At 71.7% G+C, this 16,180-nt stretch carries 7 protein-coding genes; 3 read left to right on the forward strand and 4 right to left on the reverse strand.

Annotation, left to right across the window (positions count from 1 at the left end; genetic code table 11):
- Positions 1-28 precede the first annotated feature (28 nt).
- Positions 29-1,156, reverse strand: a complete 1,128-nt coding sequence (locus WMF45_RS15845) for a hypothetical protein (protein ID WP_437717728.1) — start codon at positions 1,154-1,156, stop codon at positions 29-31.
- A gap of 297 nt (positions 1,157-1,453) precedes the next feature.
- On the opposite strand from WMF45_RS15845, the gene WMF45_RS15850 reads away from it, so the two are divergent.
- Complete coding sequence (locus tag WMF45_RS15850; protein WP_437717729.1) at positions 1,454-3,352, forward strand: hypothetical protein; 1,899 nt, start codon at positions 1,454-1,456, stop codon at positions 3,350-3,352.
- 52 nt (positions 3,353-3,404) lie between these two features.
- Here the strand turns inward: WMF45_RS15850 and WMF45_RS15855 are convergent, their stop codons facing one another.
- Positions 3,405-4,448 carry an MBL fold metallo-hydrolase gene (locus WMF45_RS15855; protein ID WP_437717730.1) on the reverse strand — a complete coding sequence of 348 codons (1,044 nt, stop codon included), beginning with the start codon at positions 4,446-4,448 and terminating at the stop codon, positions 3,405-3,407.
- A gap of 1,161 nt (positions 4,449-5,609) precedes the next feature.
- Between WMF45_RS15855 and WMF45_RS15860 the strand changes: the two genes are divergently transcribed.
- On the forward strand, positions 5,610-8,348 hold the full coding sequence (locus WMF45_RS15860) for an RICIN domain-containing protein (RefSeq protein ID WP_437717731.1): 2,739 nt from the start codon (positions 5,610-5,612) through the stop codon (positions 8,346-8,348).
- Positions 8,349-8,752: 404 nt separating this feature from the next.
- On the opposite strand, the gene WMF45_RS15865 is transcribed toward WMF45_RS15860, so the two are convergent.
- Positions 8,753-10,126 (reverse strand): FecR domain-containing protein, encoded by a 1,374-nt coding sequence (locus tag WMF45_RS15865; protein ID WP_437717732.1) that lies wholly within the window; start codon positions 10,124-10,126, stop codon positions 8,753-8,755.
- On the reverse strand, positions 10,119-10,760 hold the full coding sequence (locus tag WMF45_RS15870) for an RNA polymerase sigma factor (protein ID WP_437717733.1): 642 nt from the start codon (positions 10,758-10,760) through the stop codon (positions 10,119-10,121). Before WMF45_RS15870 ends, WMF45_RS15865 begins: the two co-directional genes overlap by 8 nt.
- Before the next feature lie 261 nt (positions 10,761-11,021).
- Here WMF45_RS15870 and WMF45_RS15875 point away from each other — a divergent pair, with 261 nt between their 5' ends.
- Positions 11,022-16,178 (forward strand): AAA family ATPase, encoded by a 5,157-nt coding sequence (locus tag WMF45_RS15875; RefSeq protein WP_437717734.1) that lies wholly within the window; start codon positions 11,022-11,024, stop codon positions 16,176-16,178.
- The last annotated feature ends 2 nt before the right edge of the window (positions 16,179-16,180 follow it).

A 16,180-nucleotide genomic window follows, 5' to 3' on the forward strand; every position in this document is an offset into this window, starting at 1 on the left:
TTGCCGGGCCACGCGGGCGCGGCCCGCCTCAGAGCCGCACGAGCAGCCCAAGAAACCCGGCGAACGTCGGTCTCCCCGCGGTGCCGAGCCGCTCGCCGCCGAGCGTCACGACGGCGCGGGGCTCGGCGAAGATCGCGTGTGCATCCACCAGGAGGGCCGCGCGGTCGGTCAGGCGCAGCCCGGCGCCCCCGCCCAGGGCCGCGGCGACCGACCAGACATCGCCCGTCGCGCTCCGCAGCGGCGGCAGGGGATCACCGCTGACGAACAGGTGAATTCCGCCTACGCCGGCCGAGAGCACAGGCCAGATCGCGCCGCCCGTGTCCAGCGCCCATACCGCCTCCAGAAAGGCCATCTCCTGACGGACGGACACCGTGCCGAGCTCGCCCTCGAGCGTCGGCCCCAGCGTCGGCCCGGCGAATGTCAGCCGCGCCGCGAGCCCCGCGGGCAGCGCGCCGCCGCGGCCGTCCGCGCCGACCCCGTACGACAGCCGCAGCGCGGGCCCCAGCGCCGGCCCGACGCCGTCTGCGCTCAGGAGCGCCACGAAGCCGGCTTCCACGCCGACGCCCGCGAGCATCCCGGCCCGCTCCGGCGCAGGGGGCATCCCGGCCCGCTGCCGGACGGGCGCCATCCACCGCCGCACGTCGTCGGGAACGGCGGCGCCGCCGTCCTCCGCGGCGCGCCCCTGCGGCTCCTGCAGGCTCGCCTCCAGCAGGCTCGCCTGCAGGAGCTCGACCGCGCGCACGGCCATCACCGACGGCGCCGCCGCGCCGGCCGCCTCCACGGCGCGCACCACCGTCTTCTGCGTCACCCGGTCGACGATCCACAGGTCGGCGGTCGCGCCCGTCCGCGAGCGGACGATCGTCGCGGCCGCGAACGCGTCCGCCTCCTTCGCGGCGCGCTCCAGCCCTGCGCGCAGGTCGCCCTCGGGCGCTCGCAGGACGCGCACCACCTCGAACCCCGCCGCGCCGAGCTCGGCCCGCAGCCGCGTCGCCGCCTCGAGCACGAGCGGGTCGTCCACGCCGGCCTCGACGATCACCACCCGTGACGCGGCCGCCTCGGCCTTCCCTGAGGGCGCGCCGGGCGGCGCCGCGTCGGCCCGCGCCGCGGCGGGCGCCGACGCGAGGAGGAGCCAGAGCAGGAGAGTGAGGGAGCGCACGCGCCAGGGCTCTATCAGATCGCAGGCGGGGGTGGAGGCGCATTGCAGTGAACGGGGAAGGGGCCAGGGGGAGGGGGCCAGGGGGAGAGGGCATGAGGCCCAGCGACGTACCCGAGGCGCCGAGCCACGTGGATCCCGCAGCGTCCGTCCGGACGGGCCATGACCGGGAGGGCCTCCACGATGCGGCGCGCTCTCGCGGAGGAGCGTCGATGGGCATAAGCTCGACTGGGCCCCAGCCTGCCGTCGATGCGCCGCCGCAGGGATCAGGGGCGACCGCGCCGATCGAGGGGAAACGCCATGGCAGATGGGGAGATCGACGATCTGCAGCAGCTGCCGTCGCGCCAACACAGCGGCTCGGAGCCGAAGCGCGACGGCGGTCCGCTGGTGCTCGTGAGCCCGACGACCGGGGGGCGGCAGGGGCAGTCAGGCCCTCAGGAGGCCTCGCCGGAGGCAGGGCAGCCTCCTTCCAGGCCAGAGCGGGCGCGGCGGCCGCCCGGCGGGCGAGGGGACGCACGGCAGGGGCCGCTCGCCGAGGAGATCGAGCTCGTCAACAAGACGGCTCGCCGGATCTGCATCCGGCGCGACGGCAGCGATCTCGTCGTGGCGCCTTTCGACGTGGTGCGCACGACGGAGGCGGCGGCGCAGCGGCTGGATCTGAGCGTCTGGCTCGAGCGTGGTTATGTGGAGAAGCGCGCCCCGGTCCAGGCCGAAGAGCCGAGCCTCGACGCCGCCGCCATCGCGGGGGTGCTGGTCCTCGGGGGGCTCACGTCGCTGTTCATGGCCACCCTGGACGGCTGGGCCCGCCTGGCCTTCGGCGCGGTCGGCGTCGGGATGATCGCGTTCACCGTGTTCCCGTCGCTGGAGCGCTGGGCCCGGCATCGCCATCGCAGCACCGCGTTGATGCTGCGCGACCAGTTCTGGCGCGCGATCGGCATGCTGGCGGTGTGCCTCGTGGGGTTCGGCATCCCCGCCGCCACGGTCCTCTTGCAGGCCGAGAAGCGCCTTCACGAGATCTTCACGTTATCGATGCGCAGCATGGCGTTGCTGCTCCTCTTTGCGCTGTTCATCGGCGCCGCGGCGACGTTGCCCGCGCTCCTGTTCTTTCTGTTCGCGGAGCAGCGCCGTAACGTGGTGAAGGAGCAGTTTCACCGCGACGTGCTGCGGCTCGACCCCGCGCTCCGCACGATCGACGAGGCGGAGCGGGCCTATTCTCCGCTGATGAAGGACGCGCTGGACACCCGGCGCGGTCCGCTGTTCTTCGTCCCGATCATCCTCAGCACGTTCCTCCTCTCGGTCGGCTGGGTGATCTCGGCGCTGCCGACGGTGGCGTCCGTGGCCGAGACGCTGGGGGACACGCCGGTCGAGCTTCACTCCCTGTTCATCCCCAACCGGACCGCCTTCACGTTCGCGTTCCTCGGCACGTATTTCTTCGCGCTCAACATGGTATTCCGCCGCTATGTGCGGGCGGATCTCGGGCCCAAGGCGTACAGCCACATCTCCGTGCGCATCATCATCGCCACGATCCTGGCCTGGGTCATGAGCAAGACGTTCGAGGGCGCCTCGCTCTCGGGCGGCGCGGCGCCCATCGACAGCGCGCCCTGGCACCTGCTTCTGCTCGCCTTCTTCATTGGCATCGTGCCGGACACCGGGCTCGCCGTTCTCCATGACCTGCTCAAGACGCGCATGGTCACCTTCTTCGTCCCTACCCTGAAGGACCGCGACCCGCTGACCCACCTCGAGGGCATCACGCTCTACGACAAGGCGCGCCTGCTCGAGGAGGGCATCGAGAACATCGAGAACCTCGCGCACCACAACCTGATCGAGCTGATCCTGCGCACGCGCATCCCGGCCCCGCGCCTCGTCGACCTCGTGGATCAGGCGATCCTGTATCTCCACGCGCGAGACGAGGCCGAGCCGGCCCGGAACGCGCCGTCGAGCATCCTTTCGAGGCTGAAGGCGCATGGGATCCGCACCGCGACCGATCTCGAGCTCTGCATGGCGACGCAGGAGACGCGCGACGCCGTGATACGGCTGTCCTCCGAGTCGCGCATCCTGCTCCTGCTCAGCGCGCTGCGGGACGACGAGTGGATGCCGCAGCTCCGGAGCTGGCGCGAGTTCCGCAAGACCTACGAATATGCCTACACGGTCGAGCAGATCACGCCGCCCTCGCCCGAGACGAGGCCCCGGGCGGCGTGACCGCGCGAGGCGCGGCGTGGCGTTCCCGCTGAAGGGGGCTGGCCGCCGTCCGTCACCGAGGGTCCGCGACCGCTCGCCACCATGGGGTCGGCGCCCCGACCCGCTCGGGCTCGAACGCGGCGCCGATCCGGGGGGTCACGACGCGCGCGCCGCGCTCGGTGGCCAGGGAGAGCAGCGTCTCGGCCGGCTCGTCCCAGTCGTGGAGGCCGAGGTTGAAGGTGCCCCAGTGGACGGGCAGGAGCGTGCCGCCGCCGAGCATCTCGAACGCGGTCAGCGCGTTCTCGGGGCCGAGGTGGATGGTCCCCCACGCGGGGTGATACGCGCCGACCTCGAGCATCACCAGGTCGAAGGGGCCGTGTTGCTTGCCGATGTCCTCGAACCCGGGGAACAGCCCGGTGTCGCCGGAGAAGAAGACCTTGCGCCGCTCCGCCTCGATGACCCAGGAAGCCCAGAGCGTCGCGTTGCGGCTCATCGGCCCGCGGCCCGAGAAGTGCTGAGAGGGCGTCGCGGTGAAGCGGACGCCGCCGATCTCCGCGCGCTCGTGCCAGTCGAGCTCGGTGATCCGCGCCGGGTCGACGCCGAGCGCCTCGAGGAGCGCGCCCACGCCGAGGGGCGTGACGAAGGGGACGCGCGTGCGGGCCAGCGCCTCGATCGTCGGCGCGCAGAGGTGATCGAAGTGGTCGTGGGAGAGCAGGACCGCGTCGAGCGGCGGCAGCTCGTCGAGCGCGGCCGGGACCGGATGGAAGCGCAGCGGCCCGGCGAAGGAGACCGGCGAGGCGCGCTCGCCGAACACCGGATCGGTGAGGACCCGGCGGCCATCGAGCTCGAGGAGGACGGTGCTGTGGCCGAGCCAGGTGACCCGCAGGCCGGTGTCGCTCTGCCGGGCCCAGGTCTCGTGGGGCCGCACGACGGGCAGCGGCGCGGGCGGCTCCCGCCGGCCGCGGCGGAAGAAGAACTCGCCGAGCACGGGCAGCGTCGAGCCCTTGGTCATTGTGGGGCCGGCGCCCGACGGGTTCTCGAACTTGCCGTCCTTGAACTGGGCTGAAGCGCGCGCCCGCTCGAGCCGCAGCCCTTTGCGACGCCGTGAATCGTTCATGAGGGGACGACCTCCTGCCGGGCGCGGTGCCTGGCGAGACAGAACACGACCTTGAAGGCGACCACGCCGCGGCCTGGTCGCCGGAGGAGGCGTGGGCTCCTCCTGCTGTAGCGCGCGCTCGGCCAGGGTGGCTCGCTCACGCACCGGATGAGCTTTGGGATCGGCGCGCAGACCGTCAAGGCCTGAACTTGACAAATTGTTCTCAACTTGTCAATGTTGACCATCGCCTGACGCTTTCTCCTTGCGCTGGCCCCTCGGCGATTCGCCCCGTGCTTCTCCGGGTGCCGCCTCGGGGGAGCGGGGACGACCTGCCTGGATCTGCGCAGGAATCAACGCACGGCGAAGCCCTGGTCATCCGATGATCCAGCGGTGCCGCGGCAACCCTCGTTCAGGCGAGACTCGACCCGTTCAGTGACACGGGCGAAAAGGGCGCGAGGAGCCAAATGTCTCGGTCAATGTGGGACATTGCGGCACAGGTCATTGGCCATCAACTGCTGTGGTCGTGGCTTCGTAAATAGTCGTTCATAAATGCCGGCAAAGTGAACAAGATGGGCAGATGCGCGGCAAAGTGAAGAGGATCGACGGCGGGATATGCGCAAATTTGTGCGTGTTTGCGGGGATTTGTAAACGATCGCCCGAGCGATCGTGGGTTCGAGTATGTGAACGCTCACGTGAAAGACCATGTGAATGATCAGGCAAACGAGCATGCAAATGATGCAAATGACGCGGCGGGACGCATGATTGGCTTGACTCGTAACGCGATAGGGGACAAGAGTAAACCTCTTAGCGGTGCCTGACCGCCTGTCGAACGAGTCCTCCAGCTCCGCACCTCGTGATCGAGATCCCCTGGGGGGCGATGACCGATGACCACCGCGGCCGTCCCTCCGGAGCATCCATTGCGCATTGCGTGTCGAGAGCCCCTGACCAGCGCAAGGGCAGCGTCGAGCTGTAGCACTACTGCGGGAGGTCGCCCTGAGAAGCGAACCGCCAAGCCGCCAAGGGCGCCAAGCAACCAGGGAAATAAGAGGGGGAATGCCGAGACGGCCCTCCCCTTCTTCTCTTGGCGGCCTCGGCGCCTTGGCGGTTTTTCTGCTGATCCGGGGCAACTTCCCGCAGTAGAGGTAGATAGACCGTATTTCTTACTTGACAGAGGAGAACAACATGAGATTCGCATCAAGGAGCGCCCTGCTCGCCTTCGCGACGAGCCTTCTCGCCGTCTCATGCATCGCTGGTCTGGACGACGCCGGCAGCGAGCAAGGCGACGCGCTCGAGGAGAGCCTCACGATCGACCCGAACGCGGTCTACACGCTCGTCGGCGTGCAGAGCAACAAGTGCGTCGAGATACGCGGGGGCAGCACGGCGAGCTCGGCAGCTGCGCAGATCGCCACGTGCAACGGCGCCACGCGACAGCAGTTCCGGGCGGAGTCCGCAGGGAGTGGAACCTTCCGGCTGCGGAACGTGAACAGCGGACTCTGCCTCGGGATCAACGGTGGATCGACGGCGAACGGTGCCACCGTCGTCCAATCCAGCTGCGGCAACGCCACGAGCCAGCAATTTTCGTTCGTGGACGCCGGCAACAACGCCCAGCGGATCATGGCCCGAAACAGCAACAAGGCGCTCGACGTCACCGGGCGGTCGACCGCGGACGGCGCCGGCCTCCAGCAGTACAGCTGGGCGAACGGCGACAACCAGAAGTTCACGTTCAAGGTCGTGGGGGGCAGCTCGAGCAGCTCAAGCAGCTCAAGCAGCGCGAGCACCGGCGTGGGTGGTTCGGGCGGCGCTGGTGGTGCTGGCGGCTCGACCAGCTCAAGCAGCTCGACCAGCTCGACCAGCTCAAGCAGCGCGAGCACCGGCGCCGGTGGTTCAGGCGGCTCGGGCGGTACTGGCGGCTCGGGCGGCGCTGGCGGCGGCGACGCGGATACGGGGGTCAACCCGGCGTCGGGCTGCACGCTCGGCTACAGCCAGATCCCGGACGGGAAGGGCGGCAAGAACGTCGAGGCTGTCTGCCTTCCGAAGGAGATGAACTTCAACATGGCCGCGTCGCTGGAGGCCTTCAAGACGACGGTCTACCCGCTCTTGACCGCCAACTGCTCTGGCTGCCACAGCTCGACGGGCAAGGCCCAGGCGCCCATGCACTCCGACGTCGATCCGGCGCTGGCCCACGAGTACGCGCTCACGCGCGTCAACTTCAAGAAGCCGGCGGACTCCAAGCTCGTGGTCCGGATGGGCATCGACCGTCACAACTGCTTCGGGACGAGCTGCAGAGACGCGAACACGCAGATGCTCAACGCCGTCACGGCGTGGGCGAACGCCGTCGCGCCGACCCTGCCGGCCACCCCGCGCCCCGTCGCGGCCGGCGAGAAGGTCACCGAGGACCAGGTCAAGGCGTGGATCGCGACGGACAAGGCCACCGTCGCCGCGGCGGACGCGGAGTTCATCAAGTACGCCTCGCTGCACGAGCTCCACAACGCGGGCGTCAGCGCAGAGGAGCTCAACGTGGCCCGCGTGGGGCTGTCGAAGGCCCTGAACTCGACCGCGCGCTGGGCCCCCACGATCGTCAACCCGGTGGACATCAACGGCAAGGGCATGGTCTACCGCTTCGATACCCGCAACTACTGGGGCTACAACAAGGGGGTCACGAAGCTCCACTTCGGCGGATCGGACGACGACGTCTTCTTCGGGAGGACCTCGGTCAACTACCTGGGTGAGCCCGTCGGCTCCGACGTCACGTTCAAGGAGCGGTACAGATACACCTCGACGGTCCAGGTGGATCCGAGCTTCGCCAGGCTCGTCTGGGGGCGCGTCCTCGCCGGCAACGTGGAGGGCGCCACGGACAGCCAGGTGCTGCCGCCCAACGTCAACGGCTTCAAGACCGATTACATCGAGGCGAGCCAGCTCGTCTACACGCTGACACGCCCGGACGTCTACAACGCCATCATGGCGATCCCCTGGTACGCGCAGGATCTCGAGGCCGAGCTCGGCGTCCTCCACGACGCGGGGGTGAAGTCGTACGAGTACATGCTCACGAAGCAGGCCATCACCGTCGATTCCCGCATGTACTTCAGGGCCAGGACGAAGACCGGCGGGTACTACTGGAAGACGTGGGACGTCTTCAGCGGGCAGCTCGACGGCGTGACCACCATCGAGCAGGCGTACGAGACGGGCCAGATCCGGTTCCCCTTCTGGGCGCACCCGATCCCCAAGTTCATCAGCGGGGCCGGCGGCTCGGCGAGCAACTACAGCTTCATCGCGACGCTGGCTCAGCCGAACGGCACGGAGCCGGCGGGGTGCGACGGGGCGCCGAGCTACGCGGGCGGCAGCTACATCAACTGCCGCTACTACACCGGGACCGACGGCCTCCAGCAGTCGGCGGAAGAGGTGATCTGGGATCTGCCGAACGGCCTGCAGGGGTACTCCCTCTGGGGCGGCATCAACCAGCGCCGCGTCGACGCCTTCGTCAACATCGTGCGTGATCCGCGCCTCCAGAAGACCGCTTCGGACGCGCAGATCAACAGCACGGTGGGCTTCGCCACCCAGGATCGCCGCCTGAACACCGGCAGCTCCTGCATCGGCTGCCACGCTGACGGCATGAACCGCGGCAACAACGATCTGCGCGACTGGCTGGACGCCGGCGGCTCGCGCCTCCCGAAGGGCGAGCACGGGGTCGACGGGTGGATCAACGACGCGGCGACGGTGGCTCAGGTCAAGGAGCTGTATCCCCCGTCGACCGTGATGCGGCCGCGCATGGAGGACGATCGCAAGGTCTTCCTGACGGCGATGGCGAAGATGAAGCGGGGCATGATCCTCGGCGCGGACAAGAACGTGTACGTGGAGCCGACGATCTGGACCATCGAGTGGGCGCAGAACTTCTACAAGTACCCGCTGAGCCGCTCGAACTAGCGCCTTCACGTCTGAGGTCATCCGTGCTCGCCGCGCGAGAGGGCGCGGCGAGCTGACCGGCCCGAGGTGGGCAGCGCGGCGCGCGGGAGGGCGCGCCGGATTGCCCCTCAGGCCTGCGCCTTCCACCACACCATTGGTCACCAGCGTGAACGTGAACGTGAACGTGAACGTTTACGTGGTCGTTTACGTGGTCGTGGTCGTGGTCGTAATCGTCAACGGTAGGCCGTGAACGACCACGACCACGACCACGTAAACGACCACGACCACGACCACGTAAACGTTCGGACATGGGAGAACGCGGCGCGAAGCCTGGGTAACGCTTATGGGGGCAAGCCCCCCACCCGAACGTTCTCCCGATCGGATCAAACGATGGATGCCAGAACGGGTGAGTCACCCGCCGGGCGTCACGGCGTGAGGAGATCGCGCGCCACCGGCTCGTGCGCGCCGCGCGGGTGGCGCTTCAGGTAGAGCTCCGCGATGGGGCGCGCCGCCGCCCGGCCGGCCGTGCGCTCGACCGCCACCATCTTGCGGCCGAGCGCCTCGGCCGCGAACGGGCCGCCCGGCGACTCGGCGAGGTACGTGTCGTACCAGGCGACGGCCGCCTCGGGCGAGCCGCCGTCGTGGATCAGGCGGCCGAGCAGGAAGGCCGCCGCCTTGCCCTGGCTCGTCCCCGGGAACCGCTTGCGCGTCGCCGAGAGCGCGCGCTGCGCCACGTCGCCGCGCCGCGCGTACCGCGCCGCGTCCCCGAGGGCGACAAGGTCGTCCAGCGCGCCCCGCTCGAGCACCCCCCCGAGTCCGCGCTGCTCCGCCTCGGCCAGGACCGCCCGGAAATCCCCCGCAGCCACGCGCTGCGCCCAGCTCGGCGCCACCGCCGCGCCGGCCGGCGCCGCCGGCCCCGCACCGTCCGTCGGAGGGCTCGCGGGCGCCCCCTCTGCCCGCGAGCCCTCCGGCCGTACGGCCCCAGCGTCGCCGCCCCCGGCGCCGCCAGGTCCGATGGTCTTCTCCTCCCGGGGCTGCGCCGCCGTGCCCGCGGGCGGCAGCGCCTCCGGCGCCGGATCCGCCGCGCTCGCGGCGTCGCCGCTCGAGATCTGCACGTCGCCCTCGCGCATCCGCGCCACGAGCCGCTGCCCGGCGCGGAGCGGCAGCCCCTCGGGCGCGAGCGGCCCGCGCACGGTCACGCTCCCCTCGTGCAGAGCGACGCGCAGCGTGCCGTCGCCGCGGCTCCAGGACACGTCGAACGCCGTGCCGGTGACCAGCACCGCGAACGGCCCCGCCTCGACGGACCAGCGCGCCCTCGGCCGCCGCGTGACGCGCAGCGACGCGCGGCCGTCCTCGAGCAGCATGCGCGCCCCGGCCGCGTCGACGTCGACCACGCGCATCGCGCTGCCCGGCGAGAGCGCGACGGAGGTGCCGTCCGTGAAGCGGAGCCGCGCCTCGCCGCCGGCCGTGGCGGCGATGTACCGGCCCGCGGCGGAAGGCGCGCCCTCGACGGCGTAGTCGAGCGGCCGCGCCGGCCAGAGCGTGACGAGCGCGAGCGCGAGCGCCGCCGCGCCGGCGAGCGCGAAGCTCCACCGCGGCCGCCCGGTGAGCGCGCTCCACAGGGGCGAGGCGCGCAGCCACGAGCCCACGCGGCCCGGCGCTCCCGCGCGGCCCGCGCCGCGGCTCACCGCCTCCACGAAGCGGGCGCGCTCGGCGGCGTCGTGCGCCGCGTCGACGTCCGCGGGGACGCCGCTCCGCACGAGGTCCGCGAGCCGGCTCAGCTTCTCCGCTTCATTCATCGCGATCTCCTCCGTCGGCGGGGAGGGTCCCGGGCCGATCGAGGTCCTGCGGGGCCTTGGTGAGGTAGGCCGAGAGCGCGGGATCGCGCTCCGCGGCGGTGAGGATCCGGTGCGACGCGCGTGCGAGGTGGCGCTTCGTCGTGGCCAGGGAGCAGCCGAGCGCGGCGGCGATCTCGGTGAGCTCGAGCCCCTCGATGAACCGCAGCACGAAGAGCGTCCGGGACCTGTCGTCGACCTGGTCGAGGATGCGGTAGAGCCGCGTGAGCGCCGCGCGCCCCTGCGGATCCTGCTGCGCGCCCCCCATGTCCGGGAGCTCGCCCGAGGGCGACAGCTGGAGCCAGCGCCGCACGCGCCTGCGCCGCAGCTCGGCGCGCGCCACGCGCACCGCGATGCCGACGATGAAGCTCGAGAGCAGCGAAGGGTCCCTGAGGTCCTTCGCCACGCGGAAGAAGCGCAGGAATGTGTCCTGCACATGATCGTCGACCTCGTCGCCCGGCCCGAGGGTGCGCGTCAGGATCCGGCGCACGAGCGGCGCGAACCGCTGCCAGAGGATCGGCGCGGCGCCCGGGTGCCCCTGCGCGGCGGCGCGCGCGAGCGCCTCGTCATCGGTCGCCGCCAGCGGTAGCGCTTGCACGCCTCGCCTTTGCGTGAAGGGCGCGACCGCTGTCAAGGGCGGGACGGTCGACCGGCGCGTCGGGAACACGCCCAGCAGTGTTCCCCGGGAGGCCGCCGCGGCTCAAGATTCGGCACGCCCGCGCCCCCGTGGAGCTCGAGACAAGGAACGACGAGGATCGTCGATGGGATGTGCGCTGGGCTACTGATTCCGGCCACAGCGGCACCGAAGCGACGTCGAACGCCGTCACGGTAGGTTCCGTATCAGTTGTAACCTGTACGCATGACCACACTCGGCGCGGTTCATGCCACCGGATCCGCGAGCCCGCTGCAGGGCTACGCCGCGGAAGCCACCCTCCACGAGGGGACGATGATCACGGTGCGCCGCGCGCGCCGCGCGTCGGACGGGCAGCCGGTCGTGCTGAAGGGACCGAGCGCCGGGCGGGCGTCGCCGCGCGCGATCGCGAGGCTCCGCCACGAGCTGGTCATCACGCGCGAGATCGCGCACCCGGGCGTCCTCCGCGTCCTGGACGTCGAGGAGAGCGACGGGGGGCCCGTGCTCGTCCTGGAGGATTTCGGCGGCGCGTCGCTCGACATCGTCCTGCGGGGCGAGAGGCTCGGCCTGGCCACGACCTTGCGGATCGGCATCCACGTGGCGGACGCCCTCGCGTCGCTGCACCACGCGGGCATCATTCACAAGGACGTCAAGCCGCACAACCTGCTCGTCCGCCTCGATCCGCTGGTGGTCAAGCTCTCCGACTTCGGGATCGCAACGCGCCTGTCGCAGGAGGCGCCGAGGGCCGAGAACCCGGGCGCCGTGGAGGGGACCCTTCCGTACATGTCACCCGAGCAGACGGGCTGGATGAACCGCAGCCTCGACTGCCGGACGGACCTCTACTCCCTGGGCGTCACCCTCTACGAGATGCTCACGGGCGCGCCCCCGTTCACCGCGCCGAGCGCCATGGAGCTCGTGCACTGCCACCTGGCCAGGACGCCGACGCCGCCGCACGCCGTATCGGCCGAGATCCCGCGCGTCGTCTCCGATCTCGTCATGAAGCTCCTCTCCAAGGCCGCCGAGGATCGGTATCCGTGCGCCGAGGCGCTGCGCGCCGATCTCGAGGAGTGCCTCCGGAGGTACGAGGCCGACGGCCGCGTCGATCCTTTCCCGCTCGGCGAGCGCGACGCGGGCGGCCGGCTCTGGCTGCCGGAGAAGCTCTACGGGCGCGAGGCCGAGGCGCAGGCGATCGTGGCCGCGTGCGAGCGCGCTTCGGCCGGCGCCGGCGCCGTCGAGCTGTTCCTCATCTCCGGCCACGCCGGCGTCGGCAAGTCCGCCCTCGTCCGCGAGGTCTACAAGGTGCTCGCGCGGCGGCCCGGGTACTTCGTCTCGGGGAAGTTCGGCCAGCTCAAGCAGCGCACCCCCTACGCGGCCATCGCGCGGGCGTTCGGCGAGCTGTGCGAGCGCATCCTGTCGGAGGGCGAGGAGTCCGTGGCGCGCTGGAAGGCCCGGCTGAGCGCCGCGCTCGGCTCGATCGGCCAGGTCGTCGTCGACGTGATCCCCGAGCTCGAGCGCGTCGTCGGACCCCAGCCCGCCGTGCAGCCGCTCGGGCCGAGCGAGTCGAAGAACCGCTTCAGCCTGGCGTTCCAGACCTTCGTCCGCGCCGTCACGGAGGAGCACCTCCTCGCGCTCTTCATCGACGACCTCCAGTGGGCCGACCCGGCCTCGCTGAAGCTCCTCGAGCTCCTCCTGACCGATCCCGACGTCCGCGGGATGCTCGTGATCGGCGCCTACCGCGACCAGGAAGTCGACGACGCCCACCCGCTGGCGAGGTTCGTCGGCGGCCTGCGGGTCGCGGGCGCGTCCGCCTCCGAGGTGTGGCTCGGGCCGCTCGAGATCGAGGACATCCGCCGGCTCCTCGCCGACGCCCTGCGCTGCCGCCTCGAGGACACGGACGCCTTCGCGGCGCTCATCCTGGAGCGGACCGCGGGCAACCCGTTCTTCATCCACCAGCTCCTGCACGCCCTCGCCGGCGAGGGGATCGTGCGCTTCGATCCGGCCGCGGGGGCGTGGGCGTGGAGCCTCGAGCGCGCCCGGAGCGCGGAGGGCGCGGAGGGCGTCGTCGAGCTGATGGCCGCGAAGATCCGGCGGCTCGCACCCGGCGCGCAGCGCGCCCTCCGGCTCGCCGCCTGCGTGGGCCACCGCTTCGACCTCCGGACGCTCGCGCTCGTCGCCGAGCAGCCCCCGGGCGAGGTGGCCGCGGCCCTCTGGGAGGCCCTGCGGGCGGGCGTCGTCGTGCCCCTCGATCCCGAGTACCGCCTCGTCCACGCCGGCGACGCGGCGGTCGCGGGCAGGCTGCTCGAGGACCCCTCGTTCCGCGTCTCGTACCGGTTCCTGCACGATCGCGTCCAGCAGGCGGCGTACGCGCTCATCGACGAGCCGGAGCGGAAGCGGCTGCACCACCGCATCGGCCGGCTGCTCGCGGCGAGCCTCGGCGAGGACCCGAGCGACGAGGATCTGTTCGTCGTCGTCGGCCACCTGAACCTCGCCCCGGCCCCGATCGAGGATCCGGCGGAGCGCGGCGAGCTCGTGCGGCTCAACCGGGCCGCGGGGCGGCGCGCGCAGGCGGCGACCGCGTACGACGCCGCGTTCGGCTACCTGAGCGCCGCGGCGTCCGCGCTCGGCCCGGATCCATGGGCCGGCGAGCCGGGCCTCGCCTCCGACGCCTTCGACATCTTCGACATCTTCGACATTTGCGCCGCGAAGGCCGAGTGCGCGTACCTGAGCGGCCGCTGCGACGAGGCGGAGGCGCTCTTCGACGCCCTCCTCGAGCGCGCCGCCTCGGACGTCCAGCGCGCGCGCGTGTACTGCACGCGGATGGTCCTCTACAACGCGCAGCACCGCTGGGCGGACACGCTCGCGCTGGCGCTCCAGGGCCTGCGCCTCTTCGGTATGGAGGTGCCCACCGCGGGCGAGGCGCTCGCCGCCGCGCTCCGCGCGGAGCTCGCCGAGGCCGGGCGCGGCTTCGCCGCACGGCGGGGCGAGGACGTCGGCGCGGGCCCGGAGCTCGCCGATCCGCGCGTCAGGGCCGTGGTGGAGATGCTCGGCTACGGCTCGCCATCGGCGTACTTCCTCAACCCGCCGCTGGCCCAGCTCCTCGCCGTCAGGATGACGAACCTGTCGCTCCGGCACGGGATCTCGCCGATGGCCAGCGTGGCGTACGCGCTCCACGGCTTCTACCTGGCCGCGTTCTGGGGCCAGCCGCACGAGGGCTACAGGATCGTGCGGATGGGCGTCGCCCTGAACGACAGGTACCGGGTCGATGCCATCCGGGCGAAGGTCGACTTCAACTACGGGGTCGTCATGAACCACTCGAGGCCGCAGCGCGAGGCGCTCGAGGTGCTCCAGCGGGCGCGGGTCGCCGGGATGGAGACCGGCGACTTCATGTTCGCGTCGGCGGCCTCCAACCTCGTCGCCCAGATGAAGCTCAGCCTGGAGGGCGAGCTCCGGCGCGTGCGCGAGGACGTCGGCGGGTTCCTGCGCTTCACCTCCCGCACGAAGGACGCGCTGTCGACGGCGGTCCAGACCGTCGCGCGGCAGGTGATCCAGAACCTCGAGGGGCGCACGCTGGACCGCGGCACGCTGAGCGACGCCGGCTTCGACGAGGACGCCTTCGTGCCGAAGCTCGATGGGATGGGCTTCGCGATCGTCGCTGGCTTCTACTACACGAACAAGCTCGCGCTCGCGTACCTCTACGGCGACCACGAGGGCGCGCTGCGGATGGCGCGCCGCGCGCACGAGCGGGCCCGCGCCCTGACGGGCCAGTACATCGGCATCGTCGATCTGCCGCTCTACACCTGCCTCACCCTCCTGGCGCTCGGCCCTCGGGCGAGCGGGGAAGAGGGCGGCGCGCTGGCCGAGATGCTCGCGTCGAGCCACGACAAGCTCGCCGTCCTCGCGCGGGACTGCCCCGAGCTCCGGCACCTGGAGCTGCTCGTCCGGGCGGAGCGCGCGCGCGTCGCCGGGGAGGCGCTGGAGCCGATCCTCGAGCTCTACCAGCAGGCGAGCGACGCCGCGGAGCAGGCGGGGTACGTGCGCTACCGCGCGCTCGTCAGCGAGCTCTGCGGCAGGTTCCTCGCGGCGAGGCGCATGCCGTGGCTCGCGCGCTCGTGCCTCGTCGAGGCCTACCAGGCCTACGCGCGCTGGGGCGCCACGGCCAAGCTGCGGCAGATGGAGGAGGCGTACGTCCAGCTGCTCCCCCGCGCGGCGGCGGGCCAGCCCGCGTCCGCGAGCGTCCTGTCGAACCTGACCTCGGTCGCCTCGTCGACGACCGATACGGTCGCGCGGCGCGTGGCGCTGCTCGACGCGGCGGCCCTCATCCGCGCCGCGCAGGCGGTGGCGCGCGAGATCGACCTCGGCCGCGTGATGACGCGGCTGCTCCGGCTCGCCATCGAGAGCGTCGGCGCCCAGCGGGGCGCGCTGATCCTGGGCCACGAGGGCGGGCCGCGCGTGGAGGCCGTCGCCGAGGAAGAGGGCGAGGTGCGCGTCGGCCCGTCCACGCCCGTGCGCGAGAGCGGCGCCGCCGCAGCCCGGGTGATCGAGCTCGCGATGCGCACCGGGAGCGCCGTCGTCGTGGCCGACGCCGCGCAGGACGGGCGGTTCGACGGCGACCCCTACGTCGCGGCGCGCAAGCCGCGATCGGTGCTCGCGCTGCCCATGGTGAGCCAGGGGGAGGTCTCGGGCGTCCTGTATCTGGAGAACAACGCCGCGCCCGAGGTGTTCTCGCCCGCCCGCCTCGACGTGCTCGAGCTCGTCGCCGCGCAGGCCGCCGTCGCCGTGAAGAACGCGCTGCTCTACGCGCGCGTCCAGGCGGCGAGCGACGAGCTCCGCAACGCCAACGACGCGCTCGAGGCGGCCGTCGCCGCCCGCACCGCGGAGCTCTCGGCGGCGAAGGTGCAGCTGGAGGCGGAGCTCGTCGAGCGGGAGAGCGCCGAGCGGGCGCGCGCCGCCCTCCAGGAGGACCTCATCCGCGTGCAGCGGGAGCGGCTCGCCGAGCTGTCGACGCCGCTCATCCCGATCACCGACCAGATCATGGTCATGCCGCTCATCGGGACCCTGGACGCGGAGCGGGCGGACGAGGCGCTCGAGACGGCGCTGCACGGCGTGGCGGACACGTCGGCGCAGGTCGTCATCCTGGACATCACCGGCGTGAAGGGCGTGGACAGCAGCGTCGCCGCGACGCTCGTCCGGGCCGCGACCGCGCTGCGGCTGCTCGGCGCCGAGGCGGTGATCACCGGGATCCGAGGCCACGTCTCGCAGACGCTGGTCAGCCTCGGGATCGACCTCCGCGAGACCGTCGTCCAGGGGACGCTCCAGCGCGGGATCGCGTACGCGCTCCGGAAGACCGGCCAGGCGCGGCAGCTCGCCGCCATGGCGCCTCGCTGACG

The sequence above is a fragment of the Sorangium sp. So ce448 genome, from assembly GCF_051520915.1.
GTDB classification, from domain to species: Bacteria; Myxococcota_A; Polyangia; order Polyangiales; family Polyangiaceae; genus Sorangium; species Sorangium cellulosum_B.

What these genes read in the sequence shown, in the direction of transcription:
- WMF45_RS15860 (WP_437717731.1), top strand. Translation starts at nt 5,610, where the DNA reads ATGAGATTCGCATCAAGGAGCGCCCTGCTCGCCTTCGCGACGAGCCTT.
- WMF45_RS15875 (WP_437717734.1), top strand. Translation starts at nt 11,022, where the DNA reads ATGACCACACTCGGCGCGGTTCATGCCACCGGATCCGCGAGCCCGCTG.
- WMF45_RS15865 (WP_437717732.1), bottom strand. Translation starts at nt 10,126, where the DNA reads ATGAATGAAGCGGAGAAGCTGAGCCGGCTCGCGGACCTCGTGCGGAGC.
- WMF45_RS15850 (WP_437717729.1), top strand. Translation starts at nt 1,454, where the DNA reads ATGGCAGATGGGGAGATCGACGATCTGCAGCAGCTGCCGTCGCGCCAA.
- WMF45_RS15855 (WP_437717730.1), bottom strand. Translation starts at nt 4,448, where the DNA reads ATGAACGATTCACGGCGTCGCAAAGGGCTGCGGCTCGAGCGGGCGCGC.